A 24,512-nucleotide genomic window follows, 5' to 3' on the forward strand; every position below is an offset into this window, starting at 1 on the left:
CTGTTCAAAAGGCTTCCTTGGATCCGTATTTCTTCCCCCATTCCGCAAGCACCGCATCACGATCCCGGTGCTGCTTGTTTTTGCTGTATTCCTTCATCGGCTCGTCTCTGATCGCCCAGTCAAGGAACAATTATGCTTCACATACGTAATTGATCTGCTCCTCTTTTCCTTTACTTTTTATTCAAAAAAAATTTAATTTATATATATCGCCTCCCACTTTATAACTCTAAACTTGTCACGTACAAAAATTATTGTACATTTATCCACCGGTCTATTGTGTCAAATGACTGTAAACTTAACATGAGGATTATGTAAAAGCTTGTTTCCATCCCAGTTGGCCTTCGCGGCGGTCAAATCCCGGAATCACCCTACAGGCGTGATGGGACGCAGTCTTTTTGCTGTGTCCGGGAATGGTAATGCACTGTACTCCGGAGCGTTTGAATATAACGAAAAAATGAGTTTACACCGCGATCGGCGCTAGGCTATAATGATTCCTTAATTGTGTCAGGTATTTTTTCCCTGGTTAATCAATTGATTGTTTGATATTGCAAAAATGAAATGGGGTGGGGGACTTGCGGGCTTACGCCTATATTACAAAAATGCGCATCATGTCCGCGCTTGCGTACCGGTTCGAGGTATATGCGTCGATCGGGACGAACCTGTTCATGCTGCTGGCGACCATTTTCCTGTGGAACACGGCCTATAACGGCATCGGCAGCGTCGAAGCGATGAACCGGGAGATGATGGTGACGTATGCGATCCTTGCGGTGCTGCTCAGCAATCTGTTCAGCTGCAATGTGCAAAATTTGATCAACGAGCGGATTCGCGAGGGTCAAATCGCGGTGGATCTGATTAAGCCGGTTCGGCTGCTCGGCTGTTATTTGGCGGAGGATATCGGTTCGGTGATTACGTCGCTGATGAACAAGGTGCTTCCGTTGTTCGTATTCAGCGCGATATTCTTTCAGGTGCCCGCGCCTGCAAGCTTGACGGACCTGCTGTTGTTCGTGCCGAGCTGTCTGTTGAGCTTCGCGATTCTGTGGCTGCTGAGCGCGCTCACCGGGCTAACCGCCTTTTGGGTGATGGAGCTTGGCAATCTTGGCATCGTCAAAGACGCGCTCGTGCGCGTGTTGTCGGGCAGCCTTGTCCCGCTTTGGTTTTTTCCGCAGACGGTGCAGCAGGTTTCCGTATTTTTGCCGTTTCAATATACATACCAGACGCCGCTTGGCATCTACATCGGCAAGCTGACTCATACGCAGGCATTGCAAGCGATGGGCATTCAGGCGCTGTGGGTCGTCTTGTTTGCGTTCGTTGTCGCGCTCGTCTGGAAAAGAGCGAAGCGAAGCACGATGATTCAAGGGGGATAATGACATGCTGGGTCAAGTCAAATATCATTTGTCGGTGGCCGGTGCTTTTATGAAAATGGCGATTCAGCGGCAGATCGAATATCCGTTATTTTTGATCAGTTGGCTGCTGATGATTCCCATTCAATATTTTGCGGGCGTATGGATGCTGAAAATCATCGTGGACCGGTTCCAGGAGCTGAACGGCTGGGATTTTTCGCAGCTTGCGTTTGTGTACGGGCTCGGCTTGCTTAGCCATGGGATCATGGTCGTATTGTTCATCCAATCGTGGAACATGGACAGCATGGTGCTTCACGGCGGCTTCGATCGGATGCTGCTGCGGCCGATGAACGTGTTTTTTCAATTTGCGGTGAGTTATTTTAATTTTATCGGCCTGATCGATTTGATTCCGGGGACGATCATATTCATATACAGCTGCTGGCTCGTTGATTTCGTATGGTCATTCTCCAATATCGTGAAGCTTGTCCTGGTCATCATCGGAGGAGCGATGATCCGGGCCGCATTGTACACGCTGCTCGGCTGCGTCGCCTTCTGGACGAAGGGCAGCCGCTCGCTCGTCGGGCTGACGATCAACCTTCTGGAACGGACGACGTTATATCCATTGTCGATTTACCCGTACCTGCTGCAGGTGGTGCTGACGTTTGTCGTGCCGATCGGGTTTATCAGCTTTTATCCGGCGGTTGAATTTTTGGGTCAGGATGACGGTTTTACGCTGCCGGTCGGTCTCGCGATTTGGACGCCGATCATCGGACTGCTTTCTTTTTACATTGCACATAAAGTGTTTGTTCTAGGGTTGAAAAAATACGAAAGCTCCGGCTCATGAGGTGAATCCGATGGCATTAATCGAAGTAAAGGACTTGGTCAAGGAATTTATGCTGGTGAAGAAAAAAAGCGGGCTCCGCGGGCAGCTATTGAGTCTCTTGAAGCCGGAAAAGAAAAAGGTACGCGGCGTCGACGGCATCAGTTTTTCGATCGAGCCCGGGGAAATTGTCGGTTACATCGGCCCGAACGGCGCCGGGAAAAGCACAACGATCAAGATGCTGACGGGCATTCTTCACCCAACCTCCGGCACGATCACGGTCAACGGCATTTCGCCGCAGCAAAATCGCAAGGCCGTTGTCGGCGATCTCGGCGTCGTTTTCGGGCAAAGAACGCAGCTGTACTGGGATTTGCGCCTTGGCGAGTCGTTTGAGCTGCTGAAGCGGATTTACCGGATCGACGAGGAGCTGTATCAAACCAATCTTAGGTTGATGAACGACGTATTGAATATCGACGAAATTATCGATACGCCGGTTCGCCAGCTGTCGCTCGGGCAGCGGATGAAGGGCGATTTGGCCGCGGCAATGCTGCATTCGCCGTCAATTCTGTTTCTCGATGAGCCGACGATCGGGCTTGACGTCGAAGCAAAGCATGCGATACGCCGGTTTATTCTCGAGATCAACCGTCTGCGCGGAACTACGGTTATTCTCACGACGCATGACCTCGATGACGTAGAACAGCTATGCAAGCGGCTCATCGTCGTCAATCACGGGAAAATCGTCGAGGATGGCCCGTTGTCCATGATCGTGGATAAGCTGGCGCCGTACCGGCTGCTCGTGCTGACGCTGGCGGAGCCGGCTGCGGATATGAGCCATCCGATGGCCGAAATGATCAAGCAGGACGGACTGCAGGTGACGTACCGGTTCAACAAAAATGCGATTTCGGCATCGGCGCTGATCGCCGACTTGTCGCAGAAGCTTGCCGTACAGGACTTGAGCGTACAGGAGCCGGACATCGAGGATGCGATCCGCGAGGTGTATCAATACACCGGAAAAGCATAAATGATAGCAGTGACACGGAGGTGCGAATGACCAATTGTACGATCAGACCGGTAACCGAGCAGGATGTTCCTTTTTTGTGGGAAATGCTCTATGCTTCTATATATGTGCCGAAGGGTCAGGTGCCGATGAGTCGGGACGTCCTGAGCGACCCGCTGATCTCCAAGTACGTGGAAGGATGGGGCAGAGAGGGAGACTTGGGCTTTATCGCGGTTGATGCCGAAGGCAAGCCGCTCGGCTCGATCACGCTGCGTTATTATAGCGGCGAGCATCGAGGTTTCGGCTACGTGCGTGACGATGTCCCCGAGCTGGGCATGGCTTTGGCGGCCGTATACAGGGGACAAGGCATCGGAACGGCGCTGATGCGGGCGCTATTCGACGGCATGCGGGAGAAGGGGATTCGCCAAGTTTCCCTTAGCGTAGACCCCGGCAATCGGGCGGCCATGTCGCTGTATGCGCGGTTTGGCTTCAGACAGGTTGGTTGGGTAGGTACCTCGATCACGATGGTCTCGGATGTGCCGCAGTCATCAGAATAAACTGGAGGAGAAAGTCAGAATGGGAGATCGGATCCAGGAAGTACAAGTAAAAATGTATACGATGTGCCTCGTTCGCGATGGGGACAAGGTTCTGCTCGTCAATCGGCCAGACAAGCTCGGCTTTCCTGGTTGGATCGGGCCCGGCGGGAAGGTGGATTTCCCGGAGAGCTTGACGGAAGGGGCGATTCGCGAGGTTTGGGAAGAAACCGGATTAACCGTGAAAAACTTAATTTACAAAGGCCTTGACGAATATGTGGACCCGGCGAAAAATTTTCGTTACATGGTGTTCAATTACGTAGCGACCTCTTTCGAGGGGGAACTGCTGCAAAACCCGCCGGAGGGAGAGCTGCGGTGGGTGCCGATCCGGGAAGCAATGGATTATCCGATGCAGCCATGGTTCCGCAGACGATTCCCATTATTTTTCGAAGAGGGCACGTTTGAAATATTCGAAGAGTGGGACGCTGAGCAGGAAAAAACGCTGAAGGAACATGTGAAAAGAACGTAAGGAGGCCGAGCTCATCCTTTTTCGGCCTTTTCCACCTGCACTGTCTTCTCCGCCTTCTCCGGATAAATCGACCGCATAAACCGGATCCACTCCTTTGCCGCAAAAGAAAGGTAGCGGTCTTTGCGCCAAATAAACGCAAGCCGCCATGGAATGACAGGAGCGACAAGCGGCCGCGCGGCGACGCGCGTGGGGTCCATTTGGCGGCAGATGCTCTCGGGCAGCAGCGCGATGCCGAGCTTGGCGGCGACCAGGTTGCCGATAAAATCCCACTGCGACGTCTCGAACACGATGCGCGGTTGGAACCCGACGCTCATGCAGATGGCCGGGATGCGGTCATGCAGCGCAAAGTCCTCCCGGAACAAAATAAACGATTCCTCCGTCAGCTCCTTCAAGGCAACTTCCTCTTTCGAGGCGAGGCGGTGCCCCGGATGCACGATCAGCATCAGCCGCTCATCGGCGAACGGGATCGTATGATACAGATCATGCTTCGTCGGAAGCAGCACGACGCCGATGTCGAGCGCGCCGTTTTCGATTTCCTCTTCGATCTTCTTCGCCCCGTATTCCACCAGCTCCAGCGTAATGCCCGGGTATTGCTCGTGGAACTGGCCGATCACCTCCGGAAAATATCCCGCCCCCGCCATCGGAGGTACCCCCATTCGCAGCTTGCCTTGCAGCACATGCGGCCCGTGCGGCAGCTCCGAGGACAAATTTTGAAACGAATGCACGATGTCTCTCGCTTGATTCAGGATCAGCTGCCCTTCGGGCGTAATTTCCGCTTTCTTCCCCGCACGGTGAAACAGCACGTAACCGAGCTCGTCCTCCATTTCCTTGACCGCCTTGCTGATCGTCGGTTGGCTGATATGCAGCGATTCCGCCGCTTTCGTGAAGCTTCCCGTCCGCGCCACCTCGATAAAATATTGCAAATGCCGAATGTCCACTTTGCCACATCCATTCTGATTATGAATAACTGACATGCTACATATGTATTTTACCTATGAAAATGGCCGGAGTATACTTTCATTAACAACAACATGGGTAAGGTACGGAGTAGAGAGGATGGATTCAAATGGATAAAATGAAGAGGATCGCGGTGACCGCCATTCAGATCGGCGGTCTGTACGGCTTATCGCTCGGACTGGACCGGCTTGCGCATGCGCTCCACTTGCGGGTGCCGGGCAGCGTACTCGGGTTTGTGCTACTTTTTGTCCTTCTGAAAACCGGCCTTCTTCCTTTAAAATGGATCGAAAAAGGCGCGAACACGCTCATTGCGGAAATGCTGCTGTTCTTCGTTCCCGCCGCCGCGGGCATCATCCAGTTCCAGGATCTGCTGCGGTCGAGCGGCATTCCGATGCTGCTCGTTATCGTCGCAAGCACGCTGCTCGTCATGCTGGCCGCCGGGCTGATCGTGCAATGGATGGACAAACCGAAAGAGAAGGTGCAGTCATGATCTCGGCCATTGCTTTTATTCTGCTTACGTTGCTCATCTATTGGGGGGCAAAGCGGGTGTACCGATTGAAGCCGATCGTGCTTTTGTCCCCGATCATCCTGGCGCCCGTTGTCGTCATCGTGGTCTTGATTGCGGGGCGCATTCCATATGCGGAGTACAACGCCGGCGGCCGATGGCTGACCGATATGATCGGACCGGCTACGATTGCGCTGGCGGTTCCTTTCTACAAACATCTCGATGTATTGAAAAAACACGCGCTTGCCATCGTCGTCGGCACGATCGGCGGTTCGGTGATCGGCTTCTGGGCGGCGTTCGCCCTAGCGCGGCTGCTGCATCTGGACCATACGCTCATGTCCGAGCTTCTGCTTCGTTCGACGACGACCGCCTTCGCCATCGTCGTGTCGAACCAGATCGGCGGCGTGGCGGCAATTACCGCGGTGATCGTCATGATCACCGGCATACTCGGTATGGTCGCGGGACCGTATGCGATCCGTGCCTTCCGAATTCGCAGCGATATCGCCAAAGGCGTCGTGATGGGGACGAGCGCGCATACGGCAGGGGCGACCCGCGCATTTCAAATGGGTGAGGTCAGCGGTTCGATCGCTACAATTTCGATGCTGGTGGGGGCTTTTTTCACGTTGATTGTCGTTCCTTTGCTGGTGTAGGAATGCATTTGCCTACAAATATAGAACCATCGTCCCGTCCCGTTTCCCGAATCAATCTGGCAGAATAAAGGGAAAAAAGCGGTCTATTAGACTATGTGGCTAGCACTTTTGCCACTATTAGTAAATAGCAAAGATGGTATGATATAAGTTGAGCCGTGTTCGCGCGTAAACCATTTATGACTGGCCCGCCCTCAAGGAAGGCGGCCGGTTGTTAAAGGAGGCGACCGAAATCAACACGATTTGGCACATTCGCACTGGAATCCGGGATATGCTTGAGTCAATCTACCGTCTTTGCCGGGCATGGATTTCGAAATATCCGTTAATTCGGATAGCTTATACGATTTTTTCGTGGCTTTCGCTGATCGCATTTGTCGTTAGCTTGTTTTTCGTTAAAGAATCACGTACCATGGCCGTCCAATATGTGTGGTCATTTTATGTTTTGCTGCAATTTTGGTTTTTATGCCGGAGCAAAACGCTGCCATGGAAGCCGATCGTTCTGTTCGTCTTGGCCGGTGTCTTCTTCGTTGTACCCCTCAATACGCTTACCGTAAATACAATCCATGCGCTCTTCGGCGGGGAAACGTCCGACACCTGGTCCGTTGCCGTCATCACACCGTTTTTCGAAGAATTGTGGAAGCTCTTTCCGCTTGGCCTCTTTCTGTTGTTCTCGCGCCGCGCTTCAGCCTTGAGTTTGAGCGATTATACGATGATCGGCGCTGCAACGGGCGTCGGGTTCCAATTGATGGAGGAGCTCACCCGAAGATGGCTGAATCCCAGCTCCTACGGCCATACGCTGCTCGGCGGCGAGACCATCCACTGGGATTTGTTCTCGTTGTTTCCGGGGCGTTTCGAAGAAAGCTTGCTGCCGCAGATGATGACCGTCAGCCATCCCGTACATACCGCGATGATCGCACTTGCATGCGGAATCGCTTATCGGCTTAGGACAAAACTGACGAAATGGGTTTTCGTATTCCCGTTGCTCATATTGCTTTGGTCCATCCTGGACCATGCGGCCTATAACGGTCAGTACAAGCTGCCGGATTGGGTGTTTCGCATTCATGATTGGGCAGGTAACGGATATATGACGCGGCCGGCGTTTCTCATCATGCTGGCAGCTTCGCTGATTGCCGATTACTGGGCGCTGAACAAAGCGCGAAGCCGCCTTCCGGCGCTGCCAAGCGAGCCGTTTCTCAACCCATTCACTGAGCTTTGGAGCATGGGCTCCGCCTTGTTCCTGGACCGGGGAAAATTCGCTTATTGGCTTGGCTTCTACCGCGAGCGGAGGGAGCTCGGATTTCATCTGCTTTACGGCAATGAGGAAGCGGCCGGCAGACAGGAACCGATCCGGGAGCGGGTGAAGATTCTGCTCAAGGTGCTGACCGGGCTTGCGTTGATCCTCCTTGCCACGGGTATGCTCGCAGGCATGGCGTCTTACTCGGTCGGCGACGGAACGGCATGCTTCGCCTGTATGTTCGATTCGCTGCAAGATTGGTGGGATCGGCTGGAGTGGTATGAGCAAGGCGCGATCATCCTAGGCGCCCTTGCGCTGTCGCTTTTGTTCGTCGGGTTCTGGCCGGCCCTCGGCATCGCGCTGACAGCGGCGGGGATCGCCGGGAGCGGGCACGAGATTGCGGGATATATCCGCGACCCGAAAAAAATGCTCACACCCGAAAACGCGCTATCTATCGCGGCTGGCATCCTGATCAGTAGAATTCCTTTCGGCAGAGCGGTCGGATGGGTAGGGAAAAAAGCGCGCGGTGTCATGCGCAAATGGATCGAAAGGCTGCGTCCCCCGAAGCCGGATGCCGGCGTGCCTGGCAAGCATCCGAAAGGTCACGAGGAGGTCCCCGGCAAGCACCCGGATGAACCGGACGGCGCCGGGAAGTCGGATGACGGTGCTCCGAATAAGGATAAAGCCGATGAACATAAGGACGATCATGCACCGGTGACAGGCAAAAAGTATAATGAGGTCGAAATTGTCGATCATCGGGGAAGTCCGCTTGGTGAGTTCGACGAAATCGATCTGGAGAAAGGTATTTTCTACGAAGACAAGACAGCCAAAGGACTTGACCGCATCAATCCGCGAACGGGGAAACCTGCTCAGACGCCGCAGGAATTTGCCGATAAGCAGATACTCGGGAAGACGCGGACGCGGATTCAAAACCTGGACCAAGCGGCCTCAACCCGGCCTACGGCTCATGGGTCTGCCGAAGTCCCAAGTTTGGAAGAGATCAAGTCGATCCGCAACTTCACATTCCGCCTGGATGGCGATACACCGGAGCTCCGCAGCGCCGTCGAGAATAGCTTGAATCAGCTGAGAACGGAATTTCCGGAATACACATTCAACGTTCTTTTTGGAGGGAAACCGTAATGTCCATTAGTGCTTTTATTCCTGATCCCGTCAACGATTTCGAACGGCAATATAACGTCCCCGTCGCGGCGGAAGCGTTCTTCGCGGAGTGCTGGGAGCCCGCTGCGGAAGCACTCGGCTTGCAGTGGGTGCCCCTTTTCTCCACAGGGGTCGACGTCATGAAAGAAGATTTGCCCGCGGTGCTGGATGAACTGGCACGACTCAAGAAGTGGGCTTTAAGCCAAGCCGGCGGGGAACGCATGGAAAAGCTGGCAAGCCGGATCGAATTGCTGCAGGCGGAGCTGCCTAAAGCGCTGCAACGGGACGGGGCTGTCGTTTACATCGGGTGATAGGTAAGCATAATAAAGCATAGTCCGGCAAACGGGCACCAAAGCTTAAGGCTAGGGCTCGTCGGCAATGACAAGCCCGTTGCCATTCGCGTCCCGGACCTCGATCGAACCGTCCGGATGAACCGTATGCCTCGTGTCCGGGTAGCCTCTTAATCGGCTTCGAACCGTGTCCGCGAGATCGCTGCTCTGCATTATGATCCGTGCCTGAGGCCACGATTCGCGCGACCAGCTCGGGACGAGCGTGAGCCGGATGCCCGAAGGGAACGTCAGATACGAGTCGGCTTGCGCATTCTCCGAAGAAGGACCGGCATATGGCGGCGAAGTATGCATCCCGAGCAATGAGGCATACCTCGGGAGCGAAGCCGACACTTGCCGGACCGGCAAGTAGATGCCGGCGATGCCGCAAGCCGTCCCGTTCGCCGCAGGATACGGAATCGTGCGGTCGACGACGATGAACGTATGGCCATCCGCCGGATCGCGCAGCATGAAGAACCCAAGGCCGGTTCCTTGCAAAATCGGGGACGTCACGTCCCATTTGCCGCGAATCGCTGCGTGCCTTGCCGCTTCCAAGTCGGAGCTGCGCAGCGCAAAGGCCGGCTGCGGATCGTAATGATGCAGATCGAGCCGATGGTCGCCGACCAGCAGCTTTATGCTCCCCTTGAGCTCCATCGCATAGATAGAGCTATCGTAAAGGCCCGGAACAAACGGAATTCCGAGCAAATCGCTATAGAGCCGGATGACCGGCTTCATATCGGCGGCATGCATGAATACGGCCTCCAGATCAAAAATTACCGAGTCAGACACGCTGTTCTCACTTCCTCCTTCGTCCACGTTGATAGAAAGTAACTCCCAGTCAGAATCCGGCCATTCCGCCGGACCCTCATCCCATTAAAATACGAAAAACGGACTCGGCTGCACGAGCTGAGGAATGACCGTATCGCTTGGCACGTGCTGCTCCATATGATCGTGCAGCTGTTCCAACACTGCCACCGCCTTTTCTTCGGCTTGTTTGGCCTCGGCGAGCGCAGCGGCTGCGAAAGCCCGGTTCTTGGCATCCCATTCCACGTAGTCGGGGAAGGGGAACCGCTCCCCGAGCCGCTGGAACAGGCTGTATACCTTGCCATAAGCCGCCGCCGCTTGGCGCATCCATTCTCGCTGCTGCGCGGTCGCCGCCGCATCCCCTTCGGACCAGCTGCCTGCAAGCTCGTCCCAGAAATGCAAGGCCGACTTTCGCGCGTCCAGCAGGATCCGCACGTTCGAGGCATGGCCTAGCGGGTCGGCCGTTCCGCCATGAATGGAGGCGATCCATTCGTCGTAGGCGGCAATCCCGTTCACCTGGGACAGGAAGACGGCTTCCCCGCCGCGGGTATGGCGGCGAATCAGCCGCAGCAGCCGGATCAACTGCGCTTGTGGCGCAAGCCGGAACCGTCCCTCGGTAACGACGAGATACAGCGATTTCGTTCGCTGATGGCCGACGGCGGCATACGGAAAGTCGCCGTAACCTAGCGTATCGGCCGCGTAGAAGAGCTGCTTCTCGTCATCGTAGCCGTAGACGAGCCCGAATTTGGGATGCAGCGCATCGAACAGCAGCGCGGGTACGCCGCGATCGATCGATTCCCGGATCAGCCGAACGTTTTCCCAGATGAGAAACGGCTTCTTGGGGTGATCCTTCAAGGCGAAATTATAAATATCCATCGTCCGGCAATGATAACCGACGTTAATAAGCGCATTCGCTTTGAACGTGTTCCAGTCGTGCATGCTGAGCGGGCCGACGCGCTGCTTCCAGACGTTGATTTTGAAAGCGTAATTCGTCCAGCCGTAGAGCTGGTGTTTTGTCATGGCCTGATCGGAGTAAGGCAGCAGGTGCAGCAGCGCGTTCGGAAACGTCAGGTCCGGGTGCGGATACGAGGAGCTGGCGACGGGCGGCTTCGGCAGCACATGACGGCGAAGGCCTTGACGCTCCAGCCGGTGGCGCAGCGAATCGCGCACGTCGAAGACGAACCGCTCCTTTGCCAGCTTCTGTCTGGAGCGGGACAACGATTTATAAATATTGTCCGTCGACGTATCGAATAAACGGGCAATCTCGTCCGGAGACAGCTGATCGAAAAAATGCGCTTCGAAAATATCCCGTTCCTTGCGGCTCAACACGCGGAGCATGCCGCGGATCGTTTGCAGCACCTCTTTGCGCAGCAGGATGCCTACCGGTTCGTCCGGCTCCGATGATGTCGTGCCGTGCTGTTTCAGCATATAGTCGACAACGTGTTCCACGTTCGACCAGTCTACGGGCGAAACGTCGCGCTCCGGTGAGGCGAAGCCGGAGAACGGGCGCTCTTTGCCGTGCGGTCCGCCGCGGCGCAGCCGCATCATCGCTTGGTTGCGGACGATCGTCTGCAGCCAAGGGACGAATCCGGCATGCGACAGCTTGCCGAGGTGCAGGAAAGCATTGATCAGCGCATCCTGCACGACGTCCTCCGCGAGGTGCGGGTCGCGGGTCAACTGCTTGGCGTAACCGAGCGCTTGGTCCCGGTGGCGAAAGAACAGCTCGTTGAACGCGTCCATCTGTCCGGCTTTGGCGCGAAGCAGCAGCTCGCGCTCGTCCGTTTCGCCGCTTGCGGCATTGTCCGAAGCTTCGAAAGGCATGGTATGATCGACCCCACATTTTACCCATAAGCGGATTGGTAATTTTTATTAACAATAAGAATGTATAAGTTTTTTGCAGGCAACGCAATGACCTGGGGCTCCAAAAATATTTTTTCGCCAATCGGTCAGGTTTTGTGCCGCTATGGCATTAAGAGAGTGTAGGCCAATATAGGACTGACAGGAGGAGAACGGATTGAGTGAAATGGTAACGGCAAAACAAAACATGGAGTTGAAAGGACCGTCGGTCGTTTTGTTGACGGCGGATTTGCAAGGTTCTATTGCGTATTATCGCGGCCTTGGCTTCGAACACGAGGATATTGGCGGGCATGCCCATCTGACGCGGGGAACCGTTTGTTTTATTCTGCATCCCGTACCGAATGCAAGCGACGTCAGACCACCGTCTACGGTGGAGGGTGGCTTGTACTTCGATGTGTTCTGCTACGGGGATGCCGTCGCCATTTATGAAGAGTTCGTTGCGAAAGGCGTAGAAATCGTGAAAGGGCCTTATTTTGGCGGCGGGTGGAATGAATTTACGATGCGCGACGTGAACGGTTATCGGATTGCTTTCGGCGGTTAAAATAATAAGGAGGCAGCGTAATGAACCAACTAAACAGAATCAACAGCATTTATTTGCCGGCGCGCGATCCGGAGAAGTCGATTGCATGGTACGAAAAGCATTTGGGGCTGACGCGCCCGCTTGGGCCAAACAGCGGGATTTTGCAGCTGGGGGATGGGACATGGGTGTTTCTGGAGCGGGCGATTGCTCGCGAGACGGCGAACTTTGCGACTTCGGGCTGGCGGGAAGGCGGCAACTACGAGATGTTTTCCCTTTGTTTTACGGTCGATGATGCGAGGCAGCTGCACGAGAAGCTGCGTTCCGAAGGCGTCGAGGTCGAAGACGTACGCGACGAAGGCGGCTGCGGGCTTCAGTTTATTTTTTACGACCTGGACGGCAACAAATTTCAAGCGTTCCAGCCGCCGGTGGCCGGGTAGCGATTGTTTCCGTCCCTGCGCAAGTAAATAACAGCGACAGCCGAGACTTGTAGTTCAAGTCGGGCTGCCGCTCTTTTCGATGGAGGTAGCTTGGCGTTACTTGCGCACCGCTTCGAAAACGAATGTCTGGTTCGCATGCGTTGGAGCCTTGCCATATTCGAAATCGGCCGATACAACGACGTCGTCAAAGCCGATCGATTCCAGAACGAGCTTGAATTCCTCAATGCCGTACCACCGCAGTGCAAAACATCTTCATAGAAACTGGCCGACAGGAAGGCCCAGATCGATGGTCGTATGCCGCAGCATCGATTCTGAGCCTTTCGCTTTTCCGGAAAACAGTCGCATCAAAACAACAAGCCCCAATGCTTCGCTGGATATAGCGTCTTCGTCTTGACTGCCGATCAACGCCACATCCGGCACAACGGGCCATGCACCTGCACGTTCGTAAAAATAGGCCAAAGCCGGCTGACAAGTGAACAAGCCCATATCAACGCCGCTCTGCTCGATCCACTGGGTAGCGTCGGCGACCGTACGCAAGCCGTACCCTCTTCTTTGATGGTCGGGATCGGTCGCCACGCAGCTAAGCCCGGCAATGATGAACGCCTGCCCGCCGTGATGGATGGTCTTGCGGACGACACCTGCGTAGCTGACCATTCTTCCATCAGCACGGCAATAAAATGAACGCGCTTCGAGTGCAGGATCGTGCGTGGCCGGGATCGCCTCTCCCAGCGGGCCATCATCGGGCCAAACCCGGTGCAGCAAGGCTGCGATTTCCCGCCGCAGCGTGTCAGGCGCTTGGTTGTAGAAGATTGATTTTATGTCGCCGGTGAGGGGCTCGTTCATCTCTTTGCCCTCCTTTATTCATGTTTATTTTTTACATTATATAGGTCCGGCAAAAATCAAAGGGAGTGTGGAAGATCGTTAGAACGAAACTTGCCACGTCACGAAGAAACGGCAGCCCTGGACACCGTTTAGGTCCTGACCGCCGAATGAATTGCAACCCTATCGTTTAAAATATTTCGAAAGCACCGCGTCGATATCCTTGTTCAGCCCGGCGATATCCGGCTTGGGAGCCGCTTTGTCCTTGAGCTCCGCCGTAATTTTCAGCTTTGCGATCCGGTAGACGCTGGCATTGATCGTCTCCTCCGAAATCGTGCCATCCTCTACGGCCGATATGAGCGCATCCAGCACGTTCTGCTGTTTCTCCGGATCGTGTCCGACAAGGACGACATCCGCACCCGCGTTTACCGCTTTGACGGCGGCTTGTCCGATCGGCATTGTTTTGGTGATGGCTTCCATCGTCATGTCATCAGTGAAAATTACCCCTTGGAACCCAAGCTCCTCCCGCAACAAATCGTGGATCACGGCGCGCGACAGGGAGGCCGGAAGATCCGGATCCAGCTGCTTCATGAGCAAATGCGCAACCATGACGGCATCGGCGCCTTCCTGGATCGCTTTGGCGAAAGGCACGAGCTCCAAGCTCCGCAGCCGCTTCATATCGTGCTCGACAACGGGTAAATCCTTATGGGAATCGACCGACGTATCGCCGTGTCCCGGAAAATGCTTGACGACCGGAATGACGTTCTGCGAACGGATGCCCTTCATCTCCTGAATTCCCATCGAGGCGACGAGATTGGTAGTGCTGCCGAACGAACGGGAGCCGATGACCGGGTTTTTCGGATTGCTGTTCACGTCGAGCACGGGGGCGAAGTCAACATTGAACCCGTACGTATTTAACGTTTGGCCTAGCGCTTCTCCGACTTGATAGGCGAATTTTCCGTCCTTCGTCCGGCCGACGGCTTGGCTGGTCGGGAAGCTGCGGACATCCTTCGGCGTCCGGGACACTTTGCCGCCCTCCTGGTCGATGCTGAGGAAGAGCGGCAGCTTATTTCCTTCATTCGTGTTGAGGTGCTTCATGGCACTAACGAGCTTCCATGTCTGCTCCGAATTTTGAATGTTCGGCTTGAAGAAAATAAATCCGCCGACGCGATTGACGGCAATCCATTGCCGGATTTGTTCGTTCATTTCCGTGCCGGTTACGCCGAACAGAACGATTTGGCCGACCTTCTGCTCGACGGTCATGCTGTCGACGATATCCCGAATCGGATCGTGCTCGTCCGGCGGCGTCGTTTCCGGCGCCGGCTCGGGGTCCGGCTTCGTCTCTTCGGGTTTATGGGCGTCCGTATTTGGCGGGACGGGAGTTGTTGTCGGCGGTTTTGTAACGGGCGACTGCGCTTCGTTGTCCGACCCGCCACATGCCGAAATGAAGATAAGGCATAGGGCCATGGCGACGAAAAACCATCCGCGAAGCGATCTGTTGGTCATAAAATCACCTGTGTCATAAAAATTGAAGTACATGTTCTAGTATGACATGGTTAGCCTAAATTAGCCAACAAGAAAAGCTTCAATTTAATGGAATAAACCGCCGGCCAATCGTGTCGGGAGATATGGATATTGAATATACTTAGGTTATGTGTTATATAATAAGTATAACAGATTTAATTCATTTGAAGAAAGAAGGCTTCACATGTTCGTTGAACTGGATCTGCAATCCGAAGTTCCGATTTATACGCAGTTGGCCGACCAATTGATCGAAGGGATTGCTTCGGGCCAGTTGAAGCCCGGCGACCCGTTGCCCTCCGTGCGCAGCCTGGCCGCGGACTTGAGCATTAACCTGCATACGGTGAACAAAGCCTATCAGCTGCTGAAGCAGGAAGGGTTCCTGCAGGTTCACCGCAAGCAAGGCGTCGTCGTTCAGCCGGACGGCATGCCGGGCGTGACGGCCGCTTTCCGAGAGAAGCTGACGCAGCAGCTGCGGCCGCTGGCGGCGGAAGCGACGGTACGGGGAATGTCCGAAGCCGAGTTTTTGGAGCAGTGCGCGGCGATCTACCGTCAGCGCCGACCGAATGAAGGGGGAGACCATCGATGATTACCATTTGGAATTGGATCGTCCTGTTAGTTCTGGATTTGACCGCCGTAGTGCCGATCGTATTCATGCCGCAGCTTGCGCCCAAGATGCTGTTGTTCGGCGCATATGTTCCCGAGGAGGATCGGGAGAACCCGGCTGTCGTTGCGATTCGCCGCAAATATACGGTGCTCGCGGTCAGTATGCTGATTGTCGGTTACGCTGCGGGAGCGGCCGTGTATTACGCGGCGGACAACATGCCGATCGCCGTATTCGGCACGACGCTGAGCGTTCAGCTTCTAGGCTCGTTTGCCGCCATGGTGGCTTGCCGTAGTTCGACGCTGAAGCTGAAGGCATCGCGGCGATGGGCGGCCCCGACCGACGCGACCCGCCGGGTCGCCGATCTGCGGTTCCGCGAGAAGCGCAGCGTGCTGCATAACGGCTGGTTTCTGATTCCGCTGCTCATCGTCGCCTTATGCGCCGGAACGGCCATCGTGCAATGGGACAACATTCCGGATCCGTTTGCCTCCCACTTCGGCATTGACGGCAAGCCGGACAAATATTCCGCAAGGACGTTCGGCAGCGTATTTACGCTGAATTTGATTCAAGTCGGACTCATCGGCATGTTTATGGGCATTAATGCCGTTATCCAAAGAACCAGGCAGCAGCTCGATCCGAAGCAGCCGGAAGCTTCCCGGGACAAACAATTGCAAGCCCGGCGCTTGAATTCCATATTTCTATTCGTGATGTGCTTGCTTATCGTGGCCCTGTTCGGCTACATTCAAGCCGAAATGCTGTACACCTTGACGATCAATGGCATCGATATCGTCGTGATCCTATTGCCGCTCGCGATGACTGTCGGCATTGTCGGATTCATGCTGATCTTGAACAAGAAAGGACTCGCCCAGCCGATGGGATCGGTCATGACGGACGACCGGCACTGGCGCGGCGGCTTGTTCTACTATAACGCCGACGACTCGTCATTGTTCGTCGAGAAGCGTTACGGGATCGGTTGGACGTTGAATTTTGCCCGGCCGTTCAGTTGGGTGTTCATGGGCGTGATATTGCTCTTGCCGGTAGCAATAATCGTGCTTGTTGCGACAACATCGGGAGGATAATCGAAGCGAAAGTCGAAACCGCGATCCCTTGTCTATAAGGACATGGAATCGCGGTTTATTTGCCATGCGGCACATGATTAAAACTGTTCGAGCACAAGCTTGCCGACCCTATTGCCTGCACGTACTTTTTCATGCGCGAACCGGAGGTTTAAGGCGTTAATCGGCTTCAGTAGCTGAGCCATCGTTGTTTTTACCTTTCCGCAGTCAATCAGCTCGGCAACGGCACTCAGCAAATTGTGCTGTTCGATCATGTCATCGGTTTGGTATTTGGCGCGGGTGAACATAAGTTCCCAGTGGAAGGAGACGCTCTTGGCAAAGAGCAATCCTAAGTTTACGGGCTGCTGAACCGGGACAATGGAGCAGATCGCGCCTTGCGGGCGAATGGCTTCGGCCATGGAATTCCAATGGGCTTCGGTATCGTTAAGGCAGAAGATATAGTCCACATGCGCAAAACCTAAAGCACTCAACTGAGGCTGTAACGCCTCGTTGTGATTCAACACCATATCGGCTCCATACTCTTTGGCCCATTGGATGGATTCTTCTCTGGAGGCCGTACCGATGACGGTAAGACCGGCATACTTGGCAAGCTGAGCGGCGACGGATCCAACGCCCCCCGCAGCGCCAATCATGAGAATAGATTTGTTCCGATTATCCGATGCATTTCGGCTGATCCCCAGCCTATCGAATAGACCCTCCCAGGCTGTAAGCGAGGTTAATGGCATCGCCGCAGCCTCTGCAAAGCTTAATGTCTTCGGTTTTCGTCCGGTGATTCGTTCGTCCACGAGATGGAATTCGCTATTGCACCCGGGGCGGTCAATCGAACCGGCATAATAGACTTCGTCGCCCGGCTTGAATAGAGTACAATCCGGGCCGGTCTCTACCACGATACCTGCCGCATCCCATCCAAGAATGATCGGCTCCGAGGATTCTGCTTTTCTCCCCGACCGGCTCTTCACATCCGCGGGGTTCACCGAAACAGCTTTGACTTGGACGAGTAAATCCCTGCCTTCAGGCTTCGGGATATCGATTCTCAGGTCAACAAGATACTCCGATTCCGATACAGGGAGCGGGCTGAAGAATCCGACCGCTTTCATCGTTTCAGGCTTAACCATTTCGTTCATCGCCCCCGTCCCCGCCCACGAACCTCCGCAGCCAGCTGTCATGAAGCCACTTTTCCGTTACGCGCCCGTTGCGCCACTCGATGCCTTGTTCAAAAGTAACGATACGTCCGCCGGTCCCTACGATGACCCAGGCATAGTTGTTGCTCTCCCGGCAATAACACTTATATTTCATGCCCGGGATGATGCATTTCGCTTGCTTGCCCAGCTCATCCGTGATTGTGATCTCTTCGTCGTGGCGGTCAATCCAGAGATTGTGCAGGCGGCCGGACATTCCGGGTTCTATACGGTTAAACAAGGCTTCCGCAATAGCCTTTGTTTCCTCCGGGGTCGGCAGCGACCCTGAGCGAAGGCGGTGGTCCATCCAAGTAAATCCGAGAATCGCATGGGTGTCCTTCTCGACGACGAACGAAAAATGTTCGCCTCCAAGCCCACTGTTGATTCCGTTCATTTTCACGTATCGGAACAGCCAAACCTCAGCCGTGTTTTGTTTCTGCAGCTGGACCGTTTGTAACATATAATTGTCCGGCAAAGGCAGCAATGAAATTGCATGATCCAACGCTTCTTGATAGCCGGGCGCCACGGCGCTATGGATAGGGGGCTGAAAATTGATCATGACGCTCATCTAATTCCCAACCGGACTGCTCTCCGTGATGCGGCTTTTCGGCAAGAAATCCGGGTCGGATGCGACCGTTCCTGCTTGGCCCCAATTGTCCAGAGACGTTTCGCGCAGGATAACCAGTACTTTATCCGGAGGAAGATGAAACAGATTGACTGTAGTGTCCGTCAGTTCCTTGATCCATTGTTTCTTCTGTTCTGCAGTAAAGCCTTCCCAGCAATCCACGTTAATGATCGGCATGACATACACTCCCTAATTTTTATTAGCAAAATCACCGAATGTAATTTCGCTACGCATATTGTAACAAATCTACAATCATTGTCAATAATCGAACTACCATTGTAAATAAAAATTGCTTCATGTAAAATATCTTCATGAAAATGCATACACGAGGTGCGAATGATGAGCGATAATCACAATAATCATGAACAAGCGGAAAGCTTCTTATGGGATATTGAGCTTTTAGGCAAATTGGTTGTAGGCATCGGCGAAGTATCGGATATTACGGGCGTTCCGCAGAGGCAGATACGGTATTGGGAGGAGAAGGGGATTATTGTTTCCGCCAAAGAGGGCGAGGGAACGACGCGGAAGTACGATTATGTAAATATCAAAAAAATTCTCCTCGTCAAAGAGCTGTTGGACGACGGATTCACATTGGATGCGGCTGCCAAGAAAGTCGAAGTACGGATGAAAACAATTAATGATGCTTTCGCCAAGCTTGCCGATCGAACGAAATAAAACTCGCCGAGACGACATCGGGCGGAGGACAAGACATGATCTACAATATCGCGATTTGCGACGACGAAAAGGTTGAAATCGAATATTTGACGATGCTCGTAAATAAGTGGGCCGCGGCGAACAAGCAAGTCGCAGTCATTGAAGCCTTCGAATCCGCCGAAGCGCTTCTTTTTCGGTATGCCGAAAATAAGAGCTATGACATTCTTCTGCTCGATATCGAGATGGGTACAATGAACGGCGTGGAGCTCGCGCAGCATATACGCCGCGACAATGAAGCGGTGCAAATCGTGTTTATTACGGGCTTTCCGGATTTCATCGCGGAAGGCTACGAGGTGTCGGCTCTGCATTATCTCATGAAGCCCGTGAGTGAAGCGAAGCTGTTGTCCGTGCTTGATAAGGCGTGCAAAAAACGGAACAAAATCGAACGCGCAATGATGCTGAACATCGCAGGCGAGAGCGTACGCATTCCGATGAGCGATATCCTCTGCGTCGAGGCGTTTGGGCATTCTGTCGCGATTACGACGACAGCTGACCGATACGATGCGAAGCAATCCATCAGCGAAATCCAAAGCCTGCTGGGCGACGGTTTTATCCGCTGCCACCGATCTTACATCGCCGGGCTTAAGTACGTAAAGCGCATCACCAAAATCGAGGTCATTCTCGACAACGGCAAGTCGATACCGCTTTCACGCCGCTCGTATGACGAGGTCAATCAAGCTTTTATCCGATTTTTCAAAGGGGAATGATGATGGGGCTTGCGAATTTACTATTTGGCCGAATGCTTGATCGTCGTATCTCCGCATATCAGAAGGACCTGATCACCAAGCATTACGACGAGGTAGAGAACATATACAAGCAAATGCGCGGCTGGCGGCACGATTACCATAACCACATCCAGACGATGAAAGCGCACCTCGCGCTCGGTCAAACCGCCGATCTGGACGAATATTTAAATAAGCTGGACAGCGATTTGTCCGCCGTCGATACCGTCCTCCAGACAGGTAATGTCATGGTCGATGCAATCTTGAACAGCAAGCTTTCGCTTATTGCAACGAGGAATATAGCCATCAACGCAAAGGCGACCGTGCCAAGCGAGCTGCAAATTTCCGAGATCGATCTTTGCGTCATTATCGGAAATCTGCTAGATAATGCGATGGAGGCGTGCCTGAAACAACCGACAGGATCCGAACGCTTTATCCGCGTTTATATCGGCGTCTTAAAAGAACAACTGTATATATCCGTACAAAATTCCGTCGGCGGCGAAGTGATCCGGAGCGGTCCAACCTTCGTCTCGACCAAGGACAGCGCCACCCACGGCTTCGGGCTCATGCGGATCGACCGAATCGCGGATAAATACGAAGGATACGTCAACCGCCAGAGCGAAGAAGGCGTGTTCGCTACGGAGGTTATGCTTCCGCTGTAACCGTTCGTGTTCGTATACCGACCGTTCGTGCAACAATCGGCAATCATACTTCTTGGTATGCTACTCTGAGGGCAAGGAGGCGGGTCGATGAAGAAAAAGGAAAAAACGAAGCCCTTATATTCTTTGCCGAGCAATATCGTATTTCTGCTTCGAAAATCGTGGCAGTTGGACAAAACGCTGTTATTTACGACGGTTGCCCGTATTCCGATCGTCGTGCTGCTGCCGCTGCTTGCAGCCTATCTATCCAGGTACGTTGTAGAGCTTGTATCGAAAGGATCGTCTGTAGGCACCTTGATTGCTTATGTTTTGGGTATATCCGCCGCATTATTGTCGCTTCACTTGCTAAATACCTTTGTCAGCACAAAGATCTATTGGAGAGCGAACGGCAACCGTTTTTTGTACATTCTTTTGTGCAATCAAAAAATCATGGATACGGACTACGACAACATCGAAAACCCTGACGGGCAGACCAAAATGCAAAAAGCGTTAAGTACGCTGGACAACGGCAACGGCGGAACCCAGCAAATCTTCGCTCAATTCGTCAATATTTGCTCCAATGCGATCGGTCTTGTCACTTATTCGGCTCTGATCGTTGCGCTTAGCCCGTGGCTTGTGCTGCTGCTCTTCGGGATGACCGTCGCGAGCTATTATGTGAATAAAGCACATAATTATTGGGTGCATCGAAATAAAGACCATTGGGTGCCGGTCGATCGGAAGCTCGGATACATCCGCAATAAGGCCGGCGATTTTGAGGTTGCCAAGGATATGCGCCTTTACGGCATGTCCGGCTGGTTTAAAGACGTATTCGCAAAGCTGCTCGCAGATCGGATGCACTGGACCCAAAAAACCGAAAAACGCGGTTTTGCCATCGATGCGATGGGAGCTGTCATGACTTTTGCCAGAGACGGCGCCGCGTACGGCGTTTTAATTTACCAAATCACTCAAAACGGGATTACGGCGGCGGAGTTTGTGTTCTATTTTGCGCTGATTTCCCAATACTCCGGGTGGTTGCTCGGTTTGATCGGATCGTACAATGCGCTTCAGGCAACAAGTCTCGGTTTTTGCGACATACGTGAATTTCTCGATATGCCGGACCGATTCAATCGCGGAAAAGGCGTAGAATTGCCGGATCACTCCCCCGAAATTGAGTTCGACGATGTTTCTTTTAGTTATCCGAATAGTGAAGGCAATGCCTTGAAGCACTTGAATTTTACAGTGAAGCAAGGTGAAAAAATCGCGCTGGTCGGACTTAACGGAGCGGGTAAAACGACGCTGGTCAAGCTGCTATGCGGTCTATATCAACCGACCGAGGGGACGATTAAGGTAGGGAATGTCAATATAACCGAGTATAACCGAGACGAATATTACAAGCTATTATCGGTAGTTTTCCAGGACATCTCTTTAATGCCGATTTCGATTGCGAAAAATATCGCTTTATGCGAGGAGCAGCTTATCGACAACGAGAGGCTTGAACAGGTGCTCAAACTTTCGGGACTTTATGAGAAGGTACAAGGTCTGCCGGACAAGGAAAACACCTTGCTGCTCAAAAGCATTCACGATCACGCAACCGATTTATCAGGTGGAGAAAAACAAAAGCTTGCGTTGGCAAGAGCACTGTACAAAGGCGGAAATATGATCGTTCTTGACGAGCCGACGGCAGCGCTTGATCCGATTGCCGAAAATGAAATGTATTTGAAGTACAGCGAATTGACATCGGGCGCAACTTCGATATTCATTTCCCACCGTTTGTCCAGCACGCGCTTTTGCGACCGGATTCTTTTTCTTGAAAACGGCGAAATCGCGGAGGAGGGCACCCATGACGAGCTGATGCGGCTTGGGGGCAAATACGCCGATATGTTCAATCTCCAAAGTCACTATTACAAGGAGGTTGTGGGAGTATGACGCGTCTAATCGAGGATATTCGCTATATTGTCAAAGGGCTGCGGGAAATCCGCCGACTCCGTCCGTGGTTACTATCTCTTCTTGTTGTCAAAGGGATTTTTGATGCCATCGCTCCTTTTATCAATATTTATATGTCCGGGCTTATTATTGACGGAATCGTGGGTGGGAAACCTTTTCAGCTTCTCCTTCAATATGCTGCCGTCACCCTATCGCTGAATTTCATAGTTGCTTTGCTTACCGCATCGATGAATAGATTCAATCATATTTTGAGGGCGGAGCTTGAACATAAATATGAAATGGTATTGAGCCAAAAAATTATAGACATGGACTACACCAGTGTCGAAAATCCCGAGACGCACCGTTTGAGACAAAAGATTAACGAAGTCCGCAATATGAACAATGCAGGGGTTTGGCGGCTGGTTGATTCTTTTCAAGGGATGATCAGATGCCTGTTCATTATCGTCTTCTCGGTATCGCTTACGTTCTCGTTGTTTACGCTGAACACCGATGAAGAATTGTCCGGGATATACGGTTTTGCGGCATCGCCGATCTTCTCGATCGTCTTGGGCTTGTGCATTGTTGCAAACGTGATCATCAGTATGTACGCCAACGCAACCGTTACAAAAAAGATGTATCAAATCATGCATGAAGTCATCCCGATCAACCGGATCTTCTTGTATTATTTGAACAATTATATTCCTGGCTATCGCGCAGGAAAAGATATTCGGATTTACAATCAGAAGGCATTGATCGAAAGCGAATCAATGGTTTTACTGGGTGACGCTAATGTTGTCATGAACAAATTGTCTAAAAGTCAAATGAAGTACGAGGGCATGACAACGATTTCAACTGTTGTGATCACGACTCTGGTCTACCTTTTCGTCGGATTAAAGGCGCTTACGGGATTGTTCGGTGTCGGTTCAATTGTGCGGTATGTGGGAAGCATCAATGAATTCACCGGCGCTTTTACAGGCTTCATGACTGAGCTTGCCACGCTTCGCGCGAATAACGAAAGCATGAAGGTTTACTTCGATTTTCTCGATGTTCCTTCGCGGATGTACCAAGGCACGCTTCCCGTCGAGAAGCGGGCATTATGCGAAGATGGCGACAACGAGTACGAAATCGAGTTTCGAAACGTCTCGTTCAAGTACCCTGCTTCGGAAACCGAGACGCTGCGCAACGTATCGCTGAAGTTCAAAGTCGGCGAGCGGCTAGCGGTTGTCGGCATGAACGGAAGCGGCAAGACGACCTTCATCAAGCTGTTATGCCGCCTGTACGACCCGACGGAAGGCGAAATATTGCTGAATGGCGTCAACATCAAGAAGTACAGCTACGAAGAGTATATGTCGATTTTTGCGGTTGTGTTTCAGGATTTCAAGCTGTTCTCGTATAGCCTCGGCCAGAATGTCGCCGCCAAGGTCGATTACGACAGGACGAAGGTGGAAGCTTGCCTTGCGGAAGCGGGATTCGGCGCACGATACGGCGAAATGCCTGACGGAACGGAAACATGCCTATACAAGGACTTCGACGAAAAAGGCGTTGAAATCTCTGGCGGGGAGGCACAGAAAATCGCGCTGGCTCGCGCGCTATACAAGGAAGCGCCGTTTATCATCCTCGACGAGCCGACCGCCGCGCTCGACCCGATCGCCGAGTTCGAAATTTACGCGAAATTCAACGAAATCGTCGGCAACAAAACCGCAATTTATATCTCGCACCGCTTGTCGAGCTGTCGCTTCTGCGACAATATCGCCGTGTTCCACGAAGGCAGGGTGATTCAACGAGGCAGCCACGAGGAGCTGGTTTCCGACAAGGGCGGGAAATACCATGAGCTCTGGCATGCGCAAGCGCAGTATTATGCGGAAGCTTCTAGTATGTGAACGGGTGGAAGGAGCACTAGCAGCAAAGTTGATAAAAAACCGCGATCCAAGTTCGGGTGAACATGGGTCGCGGTTTATTTGTTTGCATACCAGTTGATGTTTGGGTTTAACTTTAGTTGAAGTTCTGGTTTAAGAATGGTAAGATGGG

General features: G+C 53.1%; 27 protein-coding genes and 1 pseudogene. 18 read left to right on the plus strand and 10 right to left on the minus strand.

Going from position 1 to position 24,512, the window contains the following annotated elements:
* Nucleotides 1–4 precede the first annotated feature (4 nt).
* Nucleotides 5–130 (minus strand): hypothetical protein, encoded by a 126-nt coding sequence (locus tag AC0LWM_RS25935; protein WP_474677919.1) that lies wholly within the window; start codon nucleotides 128–130, stop codon nucleotides 5–7.
* A 442-nt stretch (nucleotides 131–572) separates the two neighbouring features.
* On the opposite strand from AC0LWM_RS25935, the gene AC0LWM_RS25940 reads away from it, so the two are divergent.
* From AC0LWM_RS25940 to AC0LWM_RS25960, 5 genes are read left to right on the plus strand one after another with little or no spacing between them, the layout of a single operon-like run.
* Entirely contained in the window at nucleotides 573–1,364 is a 792-nt protein-coding gene (locus AC0LWM_RS25940; protein ID WP_474677920.1) for an ABC transporter permease, read from the plus strand.
* 4 nt (nucleotides 1,365–1,368) lie between these two features.
* Nucleotides 1,369–2,184, plus strand: a complete 816-nt coding sequence (locus AC0LWM_RS25945) for an ABC transporter permease (RefSeq protein ID WP_474677921.1) — start codon at nucleotides 1,369–1,371, stop codon at nucleotides 2,182–2,184.
* A 10-nt stretch (nucleotides 2,185–2,194) separates the two neighbouring features.
* Nucleotides 2,195–3,181: an ABC transporter ATP-binding protein gene (locus AC0LWM_RS25950; protein ID WP_474677922.1), complete on the plus strand. Its 987-nt coding sequence runs from the start codon at nucleotides 2,195–2,197 to the stop codon at nucleotides 3,179–3,181.
* Between the two features lie 26 nt (nucleotides 3,182–3,207).
* Nucleotides 3,208–3,714 carry a GNAT family N-acetyltransferase gene (locus AC0LWM_RS25955; RefSeq protein WP_474677923.1) on the plus strand — a complete coding sequence of 169 codons (507 nt, stop codon included), beginning with the start codon at nucleotides 3,208–3,210 and terminating at the stop codon, nucleotides 3,712–3,714.
* A 19-nt stretch (nucleotides 3,715–3,733) separates the two neighbouring features.
* Nucleotides 3,734–4,219, plus strand: a complete 486-nt coding sequence (locus AC0LWM_RS25960; protein ID WP_474677924.1) for an 8-oxo-dGTP diphosphatase — start codon at nucleotides 3,734–3,736, stop codon at nucleotides 4,217–4,219.
* Between the two features lie 11 nt (nucleotides 4,220–4,230).
* Here the strand turns inward: AC0LWM_RS25960 and AC0LWM_RS25965 are convergent, their stop codons facing one another.
* On the minus strand, nucleotides 4,231–5,157 hold the full coding sequence (locus tag AC0LWM_RS25965) for a LysR family transcriptional regulator (protein ID WP_474677925.1): 927 nt from the start codon (nucleotides 5,155–5,157) through the stop codon (nucleotides 4,231–4,233).
* A gap of 128 nt (nucleotides 5,158–5,285) precedes the next feature.
* On the opposite strand from AC0LWM_RS25965, the gene AC0LWM_RS25970 reads away from it, so the two are divergent.
* The 4 genes from AC0LWM_RS25970 to AC0LWM_RS25985 all read left to right on the plus strand — a co-directional run bounded on the left by AC0LWM_RS25970 (nucleotide 5,286) and on the right by AC0LWM_RS25985 (nucleotide 9,031).
* Nucleotides 5,286–5,666 carry a CidA/LrgA family protein gene (locus tag AC0LWM_RS25970; protein WP_474677926.1) on the plus strand — a complete coding sequence of 127 codons (381 nt, stop codon included), beginning with the start codon at nucleotides 5,286–5,288 and terminating at the stop codon, nucleotides 5,664–5,666.
* On the plus strand, nucleotides 5,663–6,331 hold the full coding sequence (locus AC0LWM_RS25975) for an LrgB family protein (RefSeq protein WP_474677927.1): 669 nt from the start codon (nucleotides 5,663–5,665) through the stop codon (nucleotides 6,329–6,331). Before AC0LWM_RS25970 ends, AC0LWM_RS25975 begins: the two co-directional genes overlap by 4 nt.
* A gap of 208 nt (nucleotides 6,332–6,539) precedes the next feature.
* Entirely contained in the window at nucleotides 6,540–8,702 is a 2,163-nt protein-coding gene (locus tag AC0LWM_RS25980) for a PrsW family glutamic-type intramembrane protease (RefSeq protein ID WP_474677928.1), read from the plus strand.
* On the plus strand, nucleotides 8,702–9,031 hold the full coding sequence (locus AC0LWM_RS25985; RefSeq protein ID WP_474677929.1) for a hypothetical protein: 330 nt from the start codon (nucleotides 8,702–8,704) through the stop codon (nucleotides 9,029–9,031). The genes AC0LWM_RS25980 and AC0LWM_RS25985 overlap by 1 nt, the downstream gene beginning before the upstream one ends.
* Nucleotides 9,032–9,082: 51 nt before the next feature.
* Here the strand turns inward: AC0LWM_RS25985 and AC0LWM_RS25990 are convergent, their stop codons facing one another.
* On the minus strand, nucleotides 9,083–9,835 hold the full coding sequence (locus AC0LWM_RS25990; RefSeq protein ID WP_474677930.1) for a hypothetical protein: 753 nt from the start codon (nucleotides 9,833–9,835) through the stop codon (nucleotides 9,083–9,085).
* 84 nt (nucleotides 9,836–9,919) lie between these two features.
* Nucleotides 9,920–11,671: an RNA polymerase sigma factor gene (locus AC0LWM_RS25995; protein ID WP_474677931.1), complete on the minus strand. Its 1,752-nt coding sequence runs from the start codon at nucleotides 11,669–11,671 to the stop codon at nucleotides 9,920–9,922.
* A 202-nt stretch (nucleotides 11,672–11,873) separates the two neighbouring features.
* Here AC0LWM_RS25995 and AC0LWM_RS26000 point away from each other — a divergent pair, with 202 nt between their 5' ends.
* Nucleotides 11,874–12,248: a VOC family protein gene (locus AC0LWM_RS26000; protein ID WP_474678037.1), complete on the plus strand. Its 375-nt coding sequence runs from the start codon at nucleotides 11,874–11,876 to the stop codon at nucleotides 12,246–12,248.
* A 20-nt stretch (nucleotides 12,249–12,268) separates the two neighbouring features.
* Nucleotides 12,269–12,664 (plus strand): VOC family protein, encoded by a 396-nt coding sequence (locus tag AC0LWM_RS26005; RefSeq protein ID WP_474677933.1) that lies wholly within the window; start codon nucleotides 12,269–12,271, stop codon nucleotides 12,662–12,664.
* A gap of 96 nt (nucleotides 12,665–12,760) precedes the next feature.
* On the opposite strand, the pseudogene AC0LWM_RS26010 reads toward AC0LWM_RS26005, so the two are convergent.
* The 3 genes and pseudogenes from AC0LWM_RS26010 to nagZ form a co-directional block, all read right to left on the minus strand.
* Nucleotides 12,761–12,910 (minus strand): annotated as a pseudogene (locus AC0LWM_RS26010) (class I SAM-dependent methyltransferase); the annotation flags it as partial.
* A gap of 6 nt (nucleotides 12,911–12,916) precedes the next feature.
* Nucleotides 12,917–13,507, minus strand: a complete 591-nt coding sequence (locus tag AC0LWM_RS26015) for a GNAT family N-acetyltransferase (RefSeq protein WP_474677934.1) — start codon at nucleotides 13,505–13,507, stop codon at nucleotides 12,917–12,919.
* Between the two features lie 159 nt (nucleotides 13,508–13,666).
* A complete protein-coding gene (gene nagZ, locus AC0LWM_RS26020) occupies nucleotides 13,667–14,989 on the minus strand; it encodes a beta-N-acetylhexosaminidase (protein ID WP_474677935.1) in 1,323 nt (440 codons plus the stop codon).
* Nucleotides 14,990–15,191: 202 nt separating this feature from the next.
* On the opposite strand from nagZ, the gene AC0LWM_RS26025 reads away from it, so the two are divergent.
* Nucleotides 15,192–15,593 (plus strand): GntR family transcriptional regulator, encoded by a 402-nt coding sequence (locus AC0LWM_RS26025; RefSeq protein ID WP_474677936.1) that lies wholly within the window; start codon nucleotides 15,192–15,194, stop codon nucleotides 15,591–15,593.
* Nucleotides 15,590–16,687, plus strand: coding sequence for a DUF1648 domain-containing protein (locus tag AC0LWM_RS26030; protein WP_474677937.1), 1,098 nt, complete (start codon nucleotides 15,590–15,592; stop codon nucleotides 16,685–16,687). Before AC0LWM_RS26025 ends, AC0LWM_RS26030 begins: the two co-directional genes overlap by 4 nt.
* 77 nt (nucleotides 16,688–16,764) lie before the next feature.
* On the opposite strand, the gene AC0LWM_RS26035 is transcribed toward AC0LWM_RS26030, so the two are convergent.
* Genes AC0LWM_RS26035 through AC0LWM_RS26045 form a run of 3 tightly spaced genes read right to left on the minus strand, consistent with a single transcriptional unit; the run spans nucleotide 16,765 to nucleotide 18,664 of the window.
* Nucleotides 16,765–17,808 carry a zinc-binding alcohol dehydrogenase family protein gene (locus AC0LWM_RS26035; RefSeq protein ID WP_474677938.1) on the minus strand — a complete coding sequence of 348 codons (1,044 nt, stop codon included), beginning with the start codon at nucleotides 17,806–17,808 and terminating at the stop codon, nucleotides 16,765–16,767.
* Nucleotides 17,792–18,430: a hypothetical protein gene (locus AC0LWM_RS26040; protein WP_474677939.1), complete on the minus strand. Its 639-nt coding sequence runs from the start codon at nucleotides 18,428–18,430 to the stop codon at nucleotides 17,792–17,794. The genes AC0LWM_RS26035 and AC0LWM_RS26040 overlap by 17 nt, the downstream gene beginning before the upstream one ends.
* On the minus strand, nucleotides 18,431–18,664 hold the full coding sequence (locus AC0LWM_RS26045) for a tautomerase family protein (protein WP_474677940.1): 234 nt from the start codon (nucleotides 18,662–18,664) through the stop codon (nucleotides 18,431–18,433). It lies immediately after the preceding gene.
* Between the two features lie 162 nt (nucleotides 18,665–18,826).
* On the opposite strand from AC0LWM_RS26045, the gene AC0LWM_RS26050 reads away from it, so the two are divergent.
* The 5 genes from AC0LWM_RS26050 (at nucleotide 18,827) to AC0LWM_RS26070 (ending at nucleotide 24,364) form a co-directional block, all read left to right on the plus strand.
* Nucleotides 18,827–19,162 carry a MerR family transcriptional regulator gene (locus AC0LWM_RS26050; protein ID WP_474677941.1) on the plus strand — a complete coding sequence of 112 codons (336 nt, stop codon included), beginning with the start codon at nucleotides 18,827–18,829 and terminating at the stop codon, nucleotides 19,160–19,162.
* A gap of 35 nt (nucleotides 19,163–19,197) precedes the next feature.
* Nucleotides 19,198–19,908: a LytR/AlgR family response regulator transcription factor gene (locus tag AC0LWM_RS26055; RefSeq protein WP_474677942.1), complete on the plus strand. Its 711-nt coding sequence runs from the start codon at nucleotides 19,198–19,200 to the stop codon at nucleotides 19,906–19,908.
* 2 nt (nucleotides 19,909–19,910) lie between these two features.
* Nucleotides 19,911–20,585: a sensor histidine kinase gene (locus tag AC0LWM_RS26060; protein ID WP_474677943.1), complete on the plus strand. Its 675-nt coding sequence runs from the start codon at nucleotides 19,911–19,913 to the stop codon at nucleotides 20,583–20,585.
* Between the two features lie 87 nt (nucleotides 20,586–20,672).
* The gene (locus AC0LWM_RS26065; RefSeq protein ID WP_474677944.1) at nucleotides 20,673–22,487 is read left to right on the plus strand and encodes an ABC transporter ATP-binding protein; all 1,815 of its coding nucleotides are present in this window, start codon (nucleotides 20,673–20,675) and stop codon (nucleotides 22,485–22,487) included.
* Nucleotides 22,484–24,364 (plus strand): ABC transporter ATP-binding protein, encoded by a 1,881-nt coding sequence (locus tag AC0LWM_RS26070; protein WP_474677945.1) that lies wholly within the window; start codon nucleotides 22,484–22,486, stop codon nucleotides 24,362–24,364. The genes AC0LWM_RS26065 and AC0LWM_RS26070 overlap by 4 nt, the downstream gene beginning before the upstream one ends.
* Nucleotides 24,365–24,512: the final 148 nt, after the last annotated feature.

It is taken from the genome of Paenibacillus sp. sgz302148 (assembly GCF_056120465.1).